The sequence below is a fragment of the Streptomyces clavuligerus genome (assembly GCF_005519465.1).
GTDB lineage: Bacteria > Actinomycetota > Actinomycetes > Streptomycetales > Streptomycetaceae > Streptomyces > Streptomyces clavuligerus.
Window position 1 is genome coordinate 6298195 of sequence record NZ_CP027858.1, and the last position, 16103, is coordinate 6314297.

At 73.2% G+C, this 16103-nt stretch carries 14 protein-coding genes; 2 read left to right on the top strand and 12 right to left on the bottom strand.

Annotated features, from left to right (window positions below):
- Nucleotides 1–5: 5 nt before the first annotated feature.
- Entirely contained in the window at nucleotides 6–1088 is a 1083-nt protein-coding gene (locus tag CRV15_RS26485) for an NADH-quinone oxidoreductase subunit B family protein (protein ID WP_003957663.1), read from the bottom strand.
- 336 nt (nucleotides 1089–1424) lie between these two features.
- Here CRV15_RS26485 and CRV15_RS26495 point away from each other — a divergent pair, with 336 nt between their 5' ends.
- Nucleotides 1425–2783: a membrane protein gene (locus CRV15_RS26495; protein ID WP_003957665.1), complete on the top strand. Its 1359-nt coding sequence runs from the start codon at nucleotides 1425–1427 to the stop codon at nucleotides 2781–2783.
- A 56-nt stretch (nucleotides 2784–2839) separates the two neighbouring features.
- On the opposite strand, the gene CRV15_RS26500 is transcribed toward CRV15_RS26495, so the two are convergent.
- Nucleotides 2840–3916, bottom strand: a complete 1077-nt coding sequence (locus CRV15_RS26500; protein ID WP_003957666.1) for a chitinase — start codon at nucleotides 3914–3916, stop codon at nucleotides 2840–2842.
- A 514-nt stretch (nucleotides 3917–4430) separates the two neighbouring features.
- Between CRV15_RS26500 and CRV15_RS26505 the strand changes: the two genes are divergently transcribed.
- Complete coding sequence (locus CRV15_RS26505) at nucleotides 4431–5027, top strand: DUF4240 domain-containing protein (protein ID WP_003957667.1); 597 nt, start codon at nucleotides 4431–4433, stop codon at nucleotides 5025–5027.
- On the opposite strand, the gene CRV15_RS26510 is transcribed toward CRV15_RS26505, so the two are convergent.
- From CRV15_RS26510 to CRV15_RS26555, 10 genes are all read right to left on the bottom strand, one after another.
- Nucleotides 4986–5903 (bottom strand): hypothetical protein, encoded by a 918-nt coding sequence (locus CRV15_RS26510; RefSeq protein WP_230864087.1) that lies wholly within the window; start codon nucleotides 5901–5903, stop codon nucleotides 4986–4988. The two genes, CRV15_RS26505 and CRV15_RS26510, sit on opposite strands and share 42 nt — an antisense overlap.
- Nucleotides 5904–5994: 91 nt before the next feature.
- On the bottom strand, nucleotides 5995–7332 hold the full coding sequence (locus CRV15_RS26515; RefSeq protein WP_009995277.1) for a DUF2252 domain-containing protein: 1338 nt from the start codon (nucleotides 7330–7332) through the stop codon (nucleotides 5995–5997).
- Between the two features lie 950 nt (nucleotides 7333–8282).
- Complete coding sequence (locus CRV15_RS26520) at nucleotides 8283–9146, bottom strand: F510_1955 family glycosylhydrolase (protein ID WP_003957670.1); 864 nt, start codon at nucleotides 9144–9146, stop codon at nucleotides 8283–8285.
- A gap of 193 nt (nucleotides 9147–9339) precedes the next feature.
- Complete coding sequence (locus tag CRV15_RS26525; RefSeq protein WP_003959442.1) at nucleotides 9340–10032, bottom strand: DUF305 domain-containing protein; 693 nt, start codon at nucleotides 10030–10032, stop codon at nucleotides 9340–9342.
- A gap of 92 nt (nucleotides 10033–10124) precedes the next feature.
- Nucleotides 10125–10694, bottom strand: coding sequence for a hypothetical protein (locus tag CRV15_RS26530; RefSeq protein ID WP_003957672.1), 570 nt, complete (start codon nucleotides 10692–10694; stop codon nucleotides 10125–10127).
- 127 nt (nucleotides 10695–10821) lie between these two features.
- A complete protein-coding gene (locus CRV15_RS26535) occupies nucleotides 10822–11505 on the bottom strand; it encodes an HAD family hydrolase (RefSeq protein ID WP_003957673.1) in 684 nt (227 codons plus the stop codon).
- A 442-nt stretch (nucleotides 11506–11947) separates the two neighbouring features.
- Nucleotides 11948–12943: an ArsR/SmtB family transcription factor gene (locus tag CRV15_RS26540; RefSeq protein ID WP_003957674.1), complete on the bottom strand. Its 996-nt coding sequence runs from the start codon at nucleotides 12941–12943 to the stop codon at nucleotides 11948–11950.
- A gap of 118 nt (nucleotides 12944–13061) precedes the next feature.
- Entirely contained in the window at nucleotides 13062–14195 is a 1134-nt protein-coding gene (locus tag CRV15_RS26545; protein ID WP_003957675.1) for an aminotransferase class I/II-fold pyridoxal phosphate-dependent enzyme, read from the bottom strand.
- Nucleotides 14192–14860: a helix-turn-helix transcriptional regulator gene (locus tag CRV15_RS26550; protein ID WP_003957676.1), complete on the bottom strand. Its 669-nt coding sequence runs from the start codon at nucleotides 14858–14860 to the stop codon at nucleotides 14192–14194. Before CRV15_RS26550 ends, CRV15_RS26545 begins: the two co-directional genes overlap by 4 nt.
- 191 nt (nucleotides 14861–15051) lie before the next feature.
- Nucleotides 15052–16080: a glycoside hydrolase family 113 gene (locus CRV15_RS26555; RefSeq protein ID WP_003957677.1), complete on the bottom strand. Its 1029-nt coding sequence runs from the start codon at nucleotides 16078–16080 to the stop codon at nucleotides 15052–15054.
- Between the last annotated feature and the right edge of the window lie 23 nt (nucleotides 16081–16103).

A 16103-nucleotide genomic window follows, 5' to 3' on the forward strand; every position in this document is an offset into this window, starting at 1 on the left:
CGGGGTCACCAGGGCGTGCGGTAGCCGGTGGTGAGCCGGTCGCCCGGGTGGCGCCACTTGGGTTCCTTGTCGACGGTCCGCAGCGTGATCGACCGCAGTCGGCGGATCACGGAGCCATAGGCGGAGCTGGCGTCGCTGGAGACGAGCGACCCGGGGGGCGGGTCCATGAACGGCATGAACTTGTCGGGGAAGCCGGGCATCGTGCACGCGATGCAGATGCCGCCCACATTGGGGCAGCCGCCCACCCCGCCCAGCCAGCCGCGCTTGGTGACATTGCACTTGACCACGGGGCCCCAGCAGCCGAGCCGCACCAGACACTCGGGGGTGCCGTACTCGGTGGCGAACTGCCCCTGCTCGTAGTAGCCGCCCCGGTCGCAGCCCTCGTGCACGGTGGCGCCGAACAGCCAGGCCGGGCGGAGCTTGTCGTCCAGCGGGATCATCGGCGCGGAACCGGCGAGCTGGTACAGCAGATAGGTCAGGGTCTCGGCGAGGTTGTCGGGCTGGATGGGGCAGCCGGGGACGCAGACGATCGGCAGCCCCGCCTTCGAGGTCCAGTCCCAGCCGAGATAGTCGGGGACCCCCATGGCCCCGGTCGGATTGCCCGCCATGGCGTGGATGCCGCCGTAGGTGGCGCAGGTGCCGATCGCGACGATCGCGGTGGCCTGGGGGGCGAGCCGGTCCAGCCACTCACTGGTGGTGATGGGCTGGCCGGTGCGGGGGTCGTCGCCGAAGCCGCACCAGTAGCCCTCCTGCTTGATCTGCTCATTGGGGATCGAGCCCTCGACGACGAGGACGAAGGGGTCCAGCTCACCGCGCTCGCCCTTGAAGAACCACTCGATGAACGTGTCGGCGCCCTGGACGGGCCCGCACTCGAAGTCGATCAGCGGCCAGTGCACCGCCACCTTGGGCAGCCCCGGCAGCGCGCCGGTGACGATCTCCTCGATGCTGGGCTGCATGGCGGCCGTCAGGGCGACGGAGTCGCCGTCGCAGCTCAGACCCGCGTTGATCCAGAGAATGTGCACCACATCGCTGTCGGCGGCCCCGTGCGGGCCCTCCGCCTTCGCTGTGGTCGTGCCGGTGTCGCTCATGAGGTGTCTCCCCGATTCAGGGATGCCAGGGATGCGTCAGAGGAAAGGCGCTTGCACAACGGTCATAACACCTTATTCAGGCATATGTCGGGTTGGGGAGCGCCGTTGGGGTCGCTCGGAAAGCCGCACTCCGGCGGGGCTGTCCGGGCGACTCGTTCCCGGCTCCCGCCCTCGGCCCGTCCCCGGCTCCCGCCCTCGCGCTCAGGGCGGCCCGCCCCCGGCTCCCACCGCCGCGCTCCCGGCGGTCCGCCCCCGCGATGTGATCCATCTCTCAGCGGTCAACCGGGGACCCGCCGCCGGGCGTAAGGCCAGGAGAAGCGATTCAGCGAGGAGCCGATGGCACACCAGACACACCGCGAGGACCTGCCGCCCACGGTCGCGGTCCCCCTGCCCCGCCGTCTCGGGGAGATCTCCCGCCGCCGCGGTGCGACCGCGGCGGCGGCCAGGACCGCCCGGGCGTGCGGGACGGCCCCGGGGGCGGCAGGGCGGCACGGGACCCCGGCGACCGCGCCCCCGGGGCGCGACAGGGGTGCCCGGGGTGCCCGCGGCGGGCGGGACACGGCCGCGCCGCCCGGGCCCGCCCGCCTCGCCCGCACGGTGTGGACCGTCGTCGGCGTCCACGCCGTGAGCACCGCCGTCCATCTGCTGATCCTCGCCCTGCTGAACCCGCCCGGCGGCCCCCGGCTCAAGGACCGGCTGCTGGCCTGGGACGCGCTGCTCTACCTCTCCATAGCCACCGACGGCTACCCCCGGGGCCTCTCCTACACCCCGGAGGGCAGCCTCACCGGCAACAACCTGGCCTTCTTCCCGCTCTACCCGCAGCTCGTCCGGCTGCTCCACCGGAGCACCGGCACCGACGCGGGCACCGCCGCCATCGCCCTCTCCCACCTCGCGCTGCTCGCCGCGCTCTTCGCCACGTACGCGCTGCTCACCCGCCTGTACGGGGAACGGGTCGCCGTCATCGGCAGTGTGCTGCTGGCGGGCGCCCAGCCCATGGCCCTGACCTTCCTCATGGGCTACAGCGAGGCCCTGTTCCTCGCGCTGGCCACCGCCACCCTGCTCGCCGCCCACCGCGGGGCCTGGCTCACCGCCGGGGTGCTGACCCTGCTCGCCGGGCTCACCCGCCCCGCCGCCGGAGCCGTCGCCCTCGCCCTGATCGCCGCCGTGGTGCTGGAGATCCGGCGCACCGGCCGCCTCGACTGGCGGCCCGTCACCGCCGTCGTCGTCGGCTGCTCCGGAACCCCCGCGTATCTGCTGTGGGTGGGCAACCGCGTGGGGCAGCTCAACGGCTGGTTCGTCATCCAGGAGGCGGGCTGGGGCACCCACTGGGACAGCGGCGCCGCCTTCCTCCGCTTCCTCCTCGACACCTTCCGGGCCGCGGACGGATGGGTCGCGCTCAGCACGGCGCTCCTGCTCCTCGCCGCCGTCTGCGCCACCGCCGTCGCCTGGCGGCGCGGGGTCTGGCCCCCGCTGCTGGTCTACGGCACCACCGTCGTCGTCCTGACCCTAGGACAGAGCAACTACTACCACTCCAAGCTGCGGCTGATCGTTCCCGCGCTCGTCTTCCTGGTGCCCCCCGCCCTGGCCCTGGCCCGCGCCCGCACCCGTACCGCCGTCGCCGTGCTGGCCGCCGCCACGCTCTTCGGGAGCTGGTACGGGGCCCATATGCTCACGGTCTGGCGGTACGCGATCTGAAGCCCCGTCCACGGGGGCGCGCCGGACGACGGCCGCGCCCCCGCGGACGGTGGCGGTCAGCGGCCCTGGAGCGCCCGGACGTTGTCGCCGAAGGTCCAGTTCCGTGAGCCGTCCCAATTCAGCGACCAGGTCATCAGCCCCTTGAGGGCGTTGCCGTAGCCGTTCCACGCCTGGGTCACCAGGCCCGGAGCCATATGGCCGCCGCCCGCGCCCGGCTGCGCCGGCAGGCCGGGGGCCTGCTTGTCGTAGGGGACCCGGATGGTGGTGCCCTGGATCACCAGCCCCCGGTTCAGACAGTCGGTCTGCGCCCGGAAACCGGCGACCGTCCCGGCCGCGTAGGAGTCGCCGGAACAGCCGTACATGCTGCCGTTGTAGTACTGCATGTTCAGCCACCACAGCCGGCCGTTGTCGGCGTACTTCTTGATGATGGGCAGATACGAGCCCCAGATGGAGCCGTACACGACGCTGCCACCGGTGACATAGGCGGTCTCGGGCGCCATGGTCAGGCCGAAGTTCGGGGGCATCTGGGCGAGCACCCCGTCGATGATGTGGATCAGATTGGCCTGGGACGCCGAGAGCTGGTTGATGTTCCCGGTGCCGACCAGCCCGGTCTCGATGTCGATGTCGATGCCGTCGAAGTTGAACCGTTTGAGGATCGGGACGATGGTCGCGATGAAGCGGTCGGCCACGGCGCGCGAGCTGAGGTCGATCCCGGCCGCGGCGCCGCCGATCGACATCAGGATGGTCTGGCCGTCCGCCTTGGCCTGGCACATCTCGGCGGGCGTCGGCACCTTCACCGTGGTGTCCATACCGTTCTCCCACAGCACGGTGCCGTCGGAGCGGATGACCGGGAAGGCGGCGTTGAGCACGTTGTAGCCGTGGGCGCGGATACGGGGGTCGGTGATCGGTATCCAGCCGAGCGGGGGGTGGACGCCGTTGGCCGCGCCGTCCCAGTTCTCCCAGTAGCCCTGGAGCACCTTCCCGGCGGGCTTCGACTTGACCGCGCAGGTCTCGGCGCGGTCGGCGCGGGGCGGGACGGGGGACGCGGGTGCGGCGGCGGCGGTGGCGGGCAACTGGGCCAGGAAGGCCAGCGCGAGCCCCGCGCCCAGCAGACGCAAGGTCCGGTGGATCATGCGGTGTGCTCCCTTCGTGCCGTGCGTTTCCGGTACGTGCGGTTGATGGTGCGCGTGCTGCGCGGCCCGGGTCGGCCCGGGGCGGTACCGCTGATACGCGGTCACGACCAGGGGGACCGGGACGGGATGTGCCAGGGCGCCGAGCGCCGGGACCGCGCGCGCTACGGCGGCGGTTGTGGTCCTCGGGCGGCGGAACGGGGGAGGGCAGGGTGGGGGGACACGCTCACCTCCTGGACGTGGGGGGCCTGGAGACGTACGCGGGCGTCGGCTCACCGTAAGTTGGTCCAGACCAACCGTCAATGGGCGGGTACGGAACGGCTGTCGGGGCGGACGGCTCGACAAGGGCTTGTCGCCGGTGTCCGGCGGGTGTGGACCTCCGATCTTTGCGCCCCCTGTGTCGGCGCGCGCTGTTGTCGCCCTGTACGCGCGCCCCGCGTGCGCCTGGCGGACACGATGGAGCGAAGTTTGTCCACAGGGGGGACCGCCTGTCGGTGGCGTCTGTCACAGTGACGTCATGACCATGGACATCGCGGCAGCGCACGAGACGCTGCCCCTCGACGACTTCTGGCAGCTCATCGATGCCGCCCGGGAGCGTGCCACGGAGGAGCGGCCGTTCGCCCAGGCCCTCACGGACATTCTCGCCGACTGTCCACCGCAGACGATCCTCGCCTATGAGCGGACCTTTACCGATGTCCATGAACGGCTCTACCGCTGGGATGTCTGGGCGGCGGCCTTCCTCATAGGCGGCGGCTGCTCCGACGACTCCTTCATGGACTTCCGCGCCGGGGTGATATCCCAGGGGCGCGAGTGGTACGAGCGGGTCCTCGCCTCCCCCGACAGCCTCGCCCGCCACCCGCTCGCCCTCGACGGCGACCCGGGACATCTGGAGAACCTGTTCGACGAGAGGGTCAACTACGCGGCGGCGAAGGCGTATCCCCGCGCCCTCGGCGACCCCGAAGCCTGGGACGCCATGGTCGCCGAAGGCTATGACGCCGACGAGCCGGAGGAGGACACCATGGGGGAGGCGTTCGACTTTGGGGACGAGCGCGAGATGCGCCGCAGACTGCCCTCACTCACCGTCCTCATCGCCGACGGGGAGGACCGGCCGTGAGCGGCGCAGCCGACGGAGAAGGTGCCAGAAGGCCCCCACGGCGACGGACGCTCCGAAGAGGGCCACGACGGCCGCCGGCCAGGGGGAGTCCCAGAGGCGCAGCCCCAGCAGCAGGACGAGGACGACGAGACCGGCGGGGAGCAGCAGGGAGAGCACGGCCCGCAGCACCGCGGCGGACAGCCCCGGGACCCGGGAGCCGCGCGCCGAGGGGGGTTCGCTGAAGTAGAACAGCGCCGCGCGGTCGGTGAGCCGTTCGGTGGCGCGGTGGTACGACACCGCCATATAGGGCAGCAGCACCAGCGGGGCGACCAGACTCAGGGCGAAGACCGCGCCGGTGACGGCCCAGCGGACGGACTGGAGGACGAGCCGCCGCCGGGACCGGCCTCCCTCCGCCTGCCCCGGCGGGGTGAGCAGCCCGAGCAGCCGGGCCATGCGCAGGGTCACGTCCCACAGCGGCCGGGGCCGCAGCAGTGCCCGCCGGGGAACGGGTGCTGTGTCCGCGATGGTCGCGAGCGCCGTCCGGGCCCGTGCCGTGTCCTCGTACACGCCCATGAGGACCAGCAGTTCGGCGGCGCGCTCGGGGGACGTGGGGTCGCGGCCGTCGAGCCCGGCCAGCTCCAGGACGGTACGGGCCTGGTTGAGCAGCGCCGCGCAGAAGGCGAGCGGCACCAGCAGCAGGAAGGGGCCGCCGACGAGGGAGCCCTCGGCGACGGTGCTGCGTCTGCCGTGCGCGGCCACCAGGGCCCGCAGCCGGGCGGTGTCCGCGTCGGGGTGGCGCTCCCGCAGCCGGACCAGGGCGTGGTCGGCGGCCGGGCCCATGTGCCGCAGGGCGAACCAGGCCAGGTGCTCCGGCAGATGGTGGGGGTCGGCGAGCACGGCCCGCAGCAGGGGGCGTTCGGGTGGGACGTCCCGCGGCGGCCGTGGTCCGTCCGGCGCGCCGGGCGCCGGGCCGGGGGGCCGCGGCGGCTCAGACACCGGAGGTCGCCGCCAGGTCCCCGGAGGCGATGGCGGAGACCAGGGCCGTGTGGTCCCGGGCGTTCTGGTCCGCGTACCGCACGGCGAACTCGCCGATGGCACGGTCGAAGACGTCCCCGCCGCCGAGATACGCGGCGATGGCGATCCGGTCGCCCGTGCGCGCGTGCGCCTGGGCGAGCGCGGTGCCGCACAGCCCGGCGTAGCGGGCCGTCGTCTCCGCGGACATCCCGGCGAGATCGACCGAGCCCTTCATGTCCCGGAGCTGACGCCAGTAGAAGTGGCGGCCGGTCGGCCCGGTGACCCAGCCGAGGAAGATGTCACTGGCGGACTGGAGCAGCCGCTGCCCCGCGACGACGCGGTGCCCGTGGTGTCCATGGGCGCTCGGCGGCAGCCACCGTTCGAGCACCGCCGGACCGGCCTCCTTGACCTGGAGGAAGAGCGGATCGTCGGCGTCCCGGCCGGTCAGCAGGGCGACGAAGCAGCGGGTCCCCACACTGCCGACGCCCACCACCTTGGCGGCGACGTCCACCACCCGGAAGGCGTCCAGCAGCATCCGGCGGTCCTCGGGGAGGCTCGCGCGGTACTCGCCGAAGATCGCGCGGACGGTGCTCCGGTCCAGCGCGTCGACCGGTGAGATCAGCGGCGGCTCAGGGCGGAACCGGCGCTTCCCGTCGACCACCTCGGTGAGTTTCCCCAGGGCCTGGAGGCTGGTGCGGCGCCGGGCCCTGGCGAACTGGGCCTCCGCCATCGGGCGGTTCCCGGGCCGGATCAGCGGCAGCAGCTCGGCGGTGTCGATCCGGGCGTACCAGACGGCCAGTTCACCGGCGAGGGCCAGGGTCCGCATGGTCCGCCGGTACTCCTGGGCGGCGGTGACGGCGGCCCGCCGGGCGGCCGTGGCGCTGTGGCCGTGCTCCAGGGCGGCGACGGCGGCTCCGGCGGCGAGCCGTTCCACATCCCACTCGAAGGGGCCGGGCAGGGTCTCGTCGAAGTCGTTGAGGTCGAAGAGGAGGGCGCGCTCGGGGGAGGCGTACATGCCGAAGTTCAACGGGTGGGCGTCGCCGCAGAGCTGGACGGTCAGCCCGGTGCGCGGGCGGGCGGCGAGATCGGCCGCCATGACGGCCGCCGCGCCGCGCAGAAAGGCGAAGGGCGAGGCCGCCATCCGGCCGTGGCGCACGGGCAGCAGCTCCTGCACCCGGTCCGCTTCCTGCTCGCTGAGCATCCGCAGCGGGTCGGGCCGGTCGGCGTGCGGAATCCAGGCGCCGAGGGACGACCGGGGGACGGCCTTGCGCCGGTCCTTCCCCCGGCTCGCGCGTTCGCCCGGTGTCGCCATGGAGACCTCCCGGGGCCGTCCCCCGCCGCGTCCGGCGGGGGAGAGGGGGCTTGTGTGCTCCAGTGAAACTCCGCCCGCCCGCACCACGCAATCCCGACACCGCCCACGGGCACCCCACCCCGGCCCACGGCGCGCCGAACCCGGGGCCCACCCGCGCCTCGCGCACGAGCGGGCCCAAGGGCTGCGCCTCCGCCCCGTGACGAGTGGGCCCGAGGGGTGTGCCTCGGCCCCTCTCCCGGGCTGGACGATGGCCCCGCGCCCTGTCCCCGCGTGGACGATCACCTCGGCCCGGGACGGTTCCCCGGGCGAGCGGGCCGTGGGGGCGCGTGGCTGCCGGGAGCGGGGAGCGGGCCCCTCGGCCGCAGCCTCGGCCGCCGCGCGGGCGGTGTCGGCGCGTGGCTGCTGAAAGCGGGGAGCGCGCGCCTGTCTCTTGGGCCGGGCGTTTGCCTCGGCCCGGGGCGAGTGGGCCATGGGGGTGCGTGGCTGCCGGGAGTGGAGCGCGGGCCCCCGCCTCTTGGGCCAGGTGTTTGCCTTGGCCCTGCGGCGAGTGAGCCGAAGGGGTGCCGCGGGTGCCGAAGCGGAGAGCGTGCCTCCGCCCGCCCGTCTCCCGGGCCGGACGACGGCCCCGCGCCCCGTCCGTGCGTGGACGTCTGCCCTGGCCCCGTGGGCGAGCGCGCGTTTGCCGAAAGCGGAGAGCGCGCCCTCGCCCCTGTCCCTGCACCGGCCGTTTGCCTTGCCCCTGCGGCGAGTGAGCCGAAGGGGCGCGTGGCTGCCGAATGTGGAGAGCGCGCGGAGCCCGTGAGGAACGAGCGGGCGAGCACGGTCGACCGTCGGCGGACGCTTCAGCGCTCCGGAGGCGAACCGAGCCACAAAAAGGGGCGTCCGTCGGCAGACGCTTCAGCGTCCCGGAGGCGAACCGAGCCACAAAAAAAGAGGCGCCACCAAAAAAATCAGTGCGCGTCGTCCGGGGTGACGTCGAGCCGTCGGGTGAAGTCCGTGCCGCCGTCCGTCGACTCGTAGACGCCGTCCTGGCTCGCCGCCACCAGCCGCTTTCCGTCGACGGCTGTCAGGGCCTGCGGTCCGCCGCCGGGCAGTGTTCCGGTCTTCTTCCAGCTCTTTCCGCCGTCGGCGCTGACGCTGACCGTGCCTTTCGGGTCGACTCCGTAGAGCGCGTCCTCGGCCGTCCAGGAGATGAAGGCCAGTACCGGGCCCGCGCCGGGGGCGAAGGTCCGGCCGCCGTCGGTGCTGCGGGAGACTCCGGACTCGGTCGTGGCGAGCACGGTCTCCGGGTCGCCGGGGCTGACGGCGAGGTCCAGCGCCGCCAGCTTGCTGCGGTTGTCCCAGTTTTCCCCGTCCTTGCTGACCCGGAGGAGTCCGTTGGTGCTGTCGTAGCCGTAGATCGTGTCGTGGGCGTGGACGAGGGAGTGGAAGTCGACCTCGCCGCTGAGTGAGCGGTCCTTCCAGGTGCGGCCGGTGTCGGTGCTTTCGATGAGCCCCAGGTTCGAGGGGGCGTCCCGGCCCGGTGCCGGGTGCCCGCTGGCGAGGAACCGGCTCTTCCCGGCGGTGGTGAAGCCCATGAAGTCGTCCTTGCGGTCGCCGACGAGGCTGGGCTTTCCGTCCTTGTCCGGGGTGTAGATCCCGTTGTGTGTCGCGACGTAGAGCTTGCCGTCGGCGGGGCCGATCTCCACTCCGTGGATATGGCTGATCGCGGTGGACGAGCCGGGGTCGCCCCCGTCGTCGGCGCAGGCGGTGAGGGTGAGGGCCAGTGCGACGGCGGAGACACCGGCGGTTATGAGGGTACGGCGCTTCGTCATGGGATGAGGGTCCTGATCGGGTGGGTGTACGGGTCGCGGGTGCGGCCCGTGATGTGGATGGGGTGTGACAGGGCCGGGCGGCCCTTCTCCGGGAAACCGGTTCAACCCGGTCACCCAGGGAAGCCCGGAAGCCCGGGGGCTCAGGAGGGCGACGCCTCGGGTCCGCCCGGCCCTGGGGTGGCGCGGGCGCGGCTCAGAGCCGGGCGAGGATCTTCTCCAGCCGGGCGATCTCCGCCGACTGTGTGGTGATCACGTCCTCGGCGAGCTGCCGGGCGGTGGCGTTGCGGCCGTTCTTCCGCTCGTCCTCGGCCATCTCGACCGCGCCCTTGTGGTGGTCGATCATGAGCTGGGCGAAGGCCCGGTCGAAGGCCCTGCCCTGGGCGGCCTTCAGCCCGGCCAGGTCCTTCGCGGACATCATCCTGGCCATGCCGCCGCTCTCGGAGCCATGGCCGGAGCCATGGTCCATCGGGGCCGTGCCGGGCTTGCCCCAGGCCCTGAGCCAGGACGTCATCTTCTGGATCTCGGGGTCCTGCGCCCCGGAGATCTCCCGGGCGAGCGCCGTGATCTCCGTGTCCTCGGCCCGCCCGTCGGCCAGCGCGGACATCTCCAGCGCCTGCTCGTGGTGGGGGATCATCATCTGCGCGAACATCACGTCGGTGTCGTTGAACGCGCCCGGCGCCGGGTTGGCACCCGAGCCCGAGCCCGCGGCGGCGTCCGGGCTCGCCGGGCCCGCCGCGCTCGACTGCGTACCGCCGTGGTCCATACCGGCCATGTCGTCGTCACCGCCGCAGGCGGCGAGTGTCAGCCCGGCGGCCACGACGGCGGCGAGGAGAGCGCCGCGACGGCGGAGCACCGCTCCGCGGGAGGGACGGGGGGATGCGGTCATGAGAAAACCTCGCACTGCTGTGTCCTGCGGGAAGAGGGAAGGAAGGCGGACCGCTCCACGGGCAGCACACAGTGCCCGCGGCGGTGGTCGGCCTATATCCGCAGGATCGACAGCTCGGCGAGAAGGGGTCCGGGAGGCGGGGGCTGCGGGCGCACCGCGGCGATGAGGGCGCCCCGCAGCGCGGTCAGCCAGGTTGCCCGGCGGCCCAGCGCGGCCCGGACCAGGGCGAGGACCACCCAGGCACCGAGGATCGCGACACAGAGCGTGGACATGTCCATCGCCATGCCCGAATCGTGTGACGCGGAGCCCGGGCCCGGATCGGCGTCGGTTCCCGGAACCGCCGGACCGAGGGCCGAGGCGCCGCCGCCGGGGCCGTGCGGCCCCTCGGCGGCCGTCCCGGACGCGTCGGCCGGTACGGCCACGGAGGCCACGGCGGCGGTGTTCTCCCAACCGGCCGTGTGCTCGGGTCCGAACGGGTTCTTGGGCCCTGACCCGGCCGTCGGCCCGGCCATCGTCTCCGGCGCGGCCCCGGCATGGGACATTCCGGAGCCGCCCTCGGGGTGCCCGGTCGTATGCATGGCAAAGACACCCAGCGCGAGCACGGCGACCAGCAGCAGATGCCCCCAGGCACCCGCCGCCCGTGTCCACCGGCGCGCTCGCATATGTCTGACCTCCGCCCCCGACCCTACCCAAGGCTCCCCGGCTCCGCCGCGACCGGCCCCGACCGGGGCGCGGCGCCCACCCCGCGCGCCCCGATCGGCCGATGGGCGGGGTGCCCCGCCCCGGGGTTCAGCGCGAGCGCAGCCAGGCGTAGGCGCCCTCCGCCGTGAACGCGCTCTGACCCCCGGCGTAGAGCAGATCCGCCCGGGCGAACGCCGGGTCCGCCGCCGTCGCCTCCTCATACGGAACGGCGATGCAGCGCATCCCGGCCGCGTGCGCCGCCGCCGCGCCCGGGGCCGCGTCCTCGACGACCACACAGTCGGCGGGCGCGCTCCCCAGCAGCCGGGCCGCCGCCAGGAAGACGTCGGGCTCCGGCTTGCCCCGGGGGACCTCCTCGGCGGACACGGTCGTCGTGATCAGGGTGTCGAGGCCGGTGGCGGCGAGCACCGCTTCGATGGCCGCCCGGGAGGAACCGGAGGCCACGGCCAGGGGGACACCCGCCGCGTGCAGCAGCTCGACAAAGGCCCGCATCTGCGGGAACACCTCGGTCGCGGTCCGCGCCAGCGCCAGATAGTGCCGGTTCTTCCCGGCGAGCAGGGTCTCGACAGATGCCTCGATGCCGTACTCCCCGCGCAGGATCTCCAGCGTCTCCCGGGTGCCGATACCGATGAACCGGCTGTGCCGCTCCCAGTCGTAGTCCGTCACGCCGTACTCCGCGAGCAGTCGGCGGCCCGCTTCCCAGTAGTTCGGCTCGCTGTCCACCAGAGTGCCGTCGAGATCGAAAATGACCGAAGTGGTACGCGGAATGCTCATGATCTCAGCATGCCAAGTCCCTCCGGGACCGTCTGTACGGCCTCCCGAACGCCTCCGGTCGCCTCCGATCGGCGCGGATCGCCTCCGAAGGGCTGGCCGCCACGGTGCGCGGGGCTCTTTGCCGGAGCATGGGGACCGTCTCGCGTGGAGGATTGCGCTGGAGGGCAAACGCTTGGAACGGACATGCCCGACCAGGGAGAGTGGAACCACCACGAACGCGTGAGAACGCCTCGGCGGACCGCACCGGCCTTGGGGGGACGGGTGTGTGACGCCGGGCATCCGGGGCCCGGGTGCTCCGTGCCGGACGGTGGCCTACGGGGGTGGTCACCGTACGGCGGCCGGAGCATCCGGGCCCGTTCCCGCCGTTCTCCGTGTTCGTGGGTGAACCAGCGGGGCGGCGGCGGGAGGGGGGTGGGGGAGGGACCGTGATGGCACATCCATATCACTCGGGCATTTCGCCGTTGAGCAGGGCGATGCCCAGCCGGGTGATCCGATGCCGTACCGCACCGCCCTCCCGGCGGGTCTCCAGCAGCCCCGCCTTCCGCAGCACGGCGGTGTGGCGGCTGACGACCGGCGGTGCGACGCCGACCCGCCGCCCCAGCTCGGTGGTGGTCCCGGTGTGCGCCGCCGCTTCGAGCAGCGCGGCCCGGGTCCGCCCGAGCAGCGCCACCACCGGCGCAGTGCCGTCCGCGTCGGCACGCATCGGATCGCGGATCAGCCGGCCCAGCGGCGGAGAGATCGGATAGACCAGAACGGGCGGCTGCTCCCCGTCCATCAGGGTGATCGGCTGGATACGGCAGAAGTACGAGGGCACCAGCACCAGACCGCGCCCGCCGAGATACACGTCCTGATCCGCGTAGACCGGTATCTGGAGCACCGGCGCCTCCCAGACGACCCGGGGGTGCAACTGGGACAGGAGCCGGTCGAGACCACCACTGAGCAGCGCCCGCGCCTGCTGGGCGCGGTCGGCCTCGGCATGGGCCAGCATGGCTCCCTGGTACGGGGCCAGCGCCCGCCGGTGGTACGCGGTCATCGCGTCGCCGAGCCGCCGCAGCGCCCCCGGATCGCCGCTGCCGAGCGCACGGGTCCACGGCGTGGGCGGGCTCTCCGCCGCGAGCTGGGACAGCTCCGCCTTCAGCCGGGCGCGGGGCGTGGACAGCACCCGGTCGAGCTGCGCGCCGAACCCGTCCTCCCCGCGCCCGGGGGTGAGGAAGTCGGGGGAGTAGCCCCAGGGTCTGGCCAGTTGGGTCAGCAGCCGCAGCGGGGACGGCTCCCGCACCAGCGGGCGGACGGTCCGGCGCCACTCGCTGAACGCGAGATGGCCGTGGTCGGGCTCCTGCGCCAGATGCAGGCTGAGCAGTACCTCCCACAGGGGGTCGAAGCCGTCCGCCACGGTGACTCTGCGGAGATCGTCGCCGGTGAAGTGGATGCGTAACATCGTTGTCGGGCCTCTCCTCGCGCGGCTGGGCAGTACGAGGATGGGGGATCGGTGCCCCGCCCGGCGAGCGGGGCCGTGACCGGAGCCGCCCGCCGGTACTGCGGACGCCCCGTTCGCGTCAGCCGCGCCGCCGCAGCCAGTCGCCGAACTCCCGCAGCGCCTCCTCGGCGCCCCGGCGGCCGAAACCTATCCGGAACCGGTCGTCCGGGGTCGCGGTCAGCTCCGAGCGGTAGACGCTCGCGGGCAGCAGCAGCACTCCCGCCTCCGCCACCAGCCGGGCGCAGAACTCCTCCACCCCGTCCGCTCCGCGGTAGCGGGGGAAGGCGACGCAGCCGCCGTCCGGCGCCCGCCACTCGAACAGCTCGGGGAAGTCCGCGAAGAACGCGTCGAACAGCGGAAGCTGCTCGGCGATCAGGGCGCGGTTGCGCTCCAGGATGCTCCTCCTGGCCTTGATCGCTATCCGGGCCAGGACCTCGCTCGGGGCGGCGTTGCAGATGCTGGTGTAGTGCTTGGCCCGCTCCAGCCGGGAGCGCAGCTCCCGGTCCCGGCAGACGATCCAGCCGACCCGCAGCCCCGGCATCCCCAGGGACTTGGAGGTGACGTTGAGCGACAGCGCCCGCTCGGAGAGGTCGGCGGCCTGCGGCAGGGCCCTCGCGGGGTCCCGCTCCAGGCCCCGGTAGACCTCGTCGCTGAAGAGACGGATGCCGCGCTCGTCGCACATCCGGGTCAGCGCGGCGAAGTCGGCGGCCGGGATCACCTTGCCGGTGGGGTTGTGGGGGAAGTTCACCGAGACGACCCGGGTGTTCGGACGCAGCGCCGCCGCCACCCGGTCCAGGTCCAGCGCCCAGTCGTGCCGCTCGTCCAGTGCCACGCCGGTGACCTCGCAGAGCGCGAGCGGCACGGTCTCGGCCGACTGGTAGTTGGGGGTGACCACCACCGCGTGGTCGTCCGCCCCCAGCAGCACGTTCATCGCCAGGTACAGACCCTCCTCGGCCCCGGCGAAGCAGACGACGTCGTCCGCCTCCGCGTTCTCGTACATTCCGGCGACGGCCTCGCGCAGCGCCGGGTCGCCGAAGGTGTCCGTATAGCCGAGGGACAGCGCCCCGAACGCCTCCCGGTCCTCGTCGTCCGCGAGCGTCAGCAGCTCGGAGAGGGTCATCGTCTGCATGTCGGAGGCGGTCAGATGGTGCCGTGCGGTGAACTCCCAGCGGGAGAGATGGGTTTCCAGCCGGAAGTCGGGCAGCCGGGTCATGGGGTGGTGGTCCTTCGTGCTCTGTGCTCGGAGAGCAGGGCGTACACGGTGGAACGTGAGGCTTTCAGGGCGCCCGCGACGACCGGTGCCGCGCGGCGCACCTCGAACACCCCGGCCTCGTCGAGGAGTCCGACGACGGTCAGGCGCTCGGCGCGGCCCAGCCGCTCGACGGGCCGCCCGTGGTCCCGGACATAGCCGCCGACGATGTGCTGGATGCGCTCGGACCAGTCCTGCTCGAAGAGGGGCTCCGGCCGCCGGACGACGGGCGCGCCGAACGAGGACAGCAGCGCCGCCGCCTGCTCCAGCGGGGTCCGGTCCAGATTGACGCAGAGCACCGCCGACGGGTGTCCGTCCGGGGCGCGCAGCACCGCGCTGACCGAGGAGAGCCGGCGCCCGTCGGCGAGCAGCTTCTCGTACGGCCCGTACACATCGCGGTCCGCCGGGTCGAGCGCGTCCAGCTCGCCCAGGAGGGAGGGGTCCCCCGCCCCGCGCGGCCCCATCGCGTTCCAGATGCCCATGACCCGGTCGGTGTCCGGGTCGTGCAGCACCACCTCGGCGTAGGGCCCCAGCAGCAGGGCGATGGCCCGGCACACCGGCTCCCACAGGGTGAGCCTCGGGTCGGGGGAGCCGCCGGAGGCCGTGTCGTGCTCGCTCTCGTTCCTCACATCTGGAATCTAAGTCCAATCCGGACGCAAAGTCCAGATTAAATATCGCCACCCCTCCCGGCGTCCGCCTCCCCGTTGTGTTCCGGCCACGCCACAGAGCCACCGCCTCCCGCCACCGCCTCCCGCCACGGGCTCTGCCCGGGCACCACTCTTCGGCCGCCCTGAGCCCCGCGTCCCCGGCCGCCCGGCCCTCACTCCTTCCACCGGCGCCGCAGCACCTCCTCGGCGGGCTTGCCCCGGGGCGAGTACGCCAGCCGCTGCGGCGTCTCGGCGCTGTCCGGCCAGTCGTCCCACATCCACCAGCACACCCCGGCCCACCAGGGCCGCCCGTCGAAGGCCGTCAGCAGCGCCTCATAGGCGGCGGCCTGCTCCGCGTACCCGGGGCGCCCGCTGACGGTCCAGGAGTACGGGGCCGTCACGGCGCCGTGCTGACTGGTGTAGCCCGCCTCGGTGAAGAGGATTCTGCGGTGCTGCCGGGCCGCGAACGCGGCGAGTTCGCCGACGACGGGTTCCCAGCCCCGCGCCAGCCGCGCCGGATCGGCGGTGGCGGCGTCCGCCAGTGGCCAGTAGGCGTCGATCCCGATCAGATCGAGCGAGGACCAGAAACCTATCCGGTCGTACTCGTCGTAGTTGGCGGCATAGGTCAGCGGCCCCGGGTAGACCTCGCGCACCACGCGGATGACCCTGCGCCAGTTGGCCCGGTCGGCGGAGGTCCCGGCCAGCTCGGTGCCGACCGCGAACTGTTCCACCCCCAGCTCGGCGGCGATCCGGGCGTAGTGGGTGATGAACCCCCGGTACGCCGTGAACCAGGCGTCCCGGTCGGCCGGCCGGATCCGGGCCCGGTCCCCGCCGTCGTCCAGGTCCACATGCGGCTTGAGCATCACCTTGAGACCGGCGGAGCGCGCGAGCCCCACGACCCGGCGCACCCCGCGGTCGCTCACCGTCTCCTGGCCGGCCCGCGGGGTCGCGCGCCGGGTGCCGTCCTGGTACCAGGTGGGTGTGAACACCACCCAGCGGGCGCCGGTGGCGGCGATCTGCCGCAGATAGCGGCCGGCCTCCCGCCGTTCGTAGTCGCCCGTGTCCCAGCCGGGCAGGGTGATCCCCCGTATCCGCGCGGGCGGCTGCTCGGCGGCAGGGCCGCCCCCGTCCCCCGTGGAACATCCCGTCAACACGGCGACGGCCGCGGTCACGGCGGCGGTCGCCCGCCTCAGCGCTCTCATCGTGCCAGAACCTCCCTGGTGGA

Coding starts and splice junctions, on each gene's coding strand:
- CRV15_RS26485 (WP_003957663.1), bottom strand. CDS start 1,088: ATGAGCGACACCGGCACGACCACAGCGAAGGCGGAGGGCCCGCACGGG.
- CRV15_RS26495 (WP_003957665.1), top strand. CDS start 1,425: ATGGCACACCAGACACACCGCGAGGACCTGCCGCCCACGGTCGCGGTC.
- CRV15_RS26500 (WP_003957666.1), bottom strand. CDS start 3,916: ATGATCCACCGGACCTTGCGTCTGCTGGGCGCGGGGCTCGCGCTGGCC.
- CRV15_RS26505 (WP_003957667.1), top strand. CDS start 4,431: ATGACCATGGACATCGCGGCAGCGCACGAGACGCTGCCCCTCGACGAC.
- CRV15_RS26515 (WP_009995277.1), bottom strand. CDS start 7,332: ATGGCGACACCGGGCGAACGCGCGAGCCGGGGGAAGGACCGGCGCAAG.
- CRV15_RS26520 (WP_003957670.1), bottom strand. CDS start 9,146: ATGACGAAGCGCCGTACCCTCATAACCGCCGGTGTCTCCGCCGTCGCA.
- CRV15_RS26525 (WP_003959442.1), bottom strand. CDS start 10,032: ATGACCGCATCCCCCCGTCCCTCCCGCGGAGCGGTGCTCCGCCGTCGC.
- CRV15_RS26530 (WP_003957672.1), bottom strand. CDS start 10,694: ATGCGAGCGCGCCGGTGGACACGGGCGGCGGGTGCCTGGGGGCATCTG.
- CRV15_RS26535 (WP_003957673.1), bottom strand. CDS start 11,505: ATGAGCATTCCGCGTACCACTTCGGTCATTTTCGATCTCGACGGCACT.
- CRV15_RS26540 (WP_003957674.1), bottom strand. CDS start 12,943: ATGTTACGCATCCACTTCACCGGCGACGATCTCCGCAGAGTCACCGTG.
- CRV15_RS26545 (WP_003957675.1), bottom strand. CDS start 14,195: ATGACCCGGCTGCCCGACTTCCGGCTGGAAACCCATCTCTCCCGCTGG.
- CRV15_RS26555 (WP_003957677.1), bottom strand. CDS start 16,080: ATGAGAGCGCTGAGGCGGGCGACCGCCGCCGTGACCGCGGCCGTCGCC.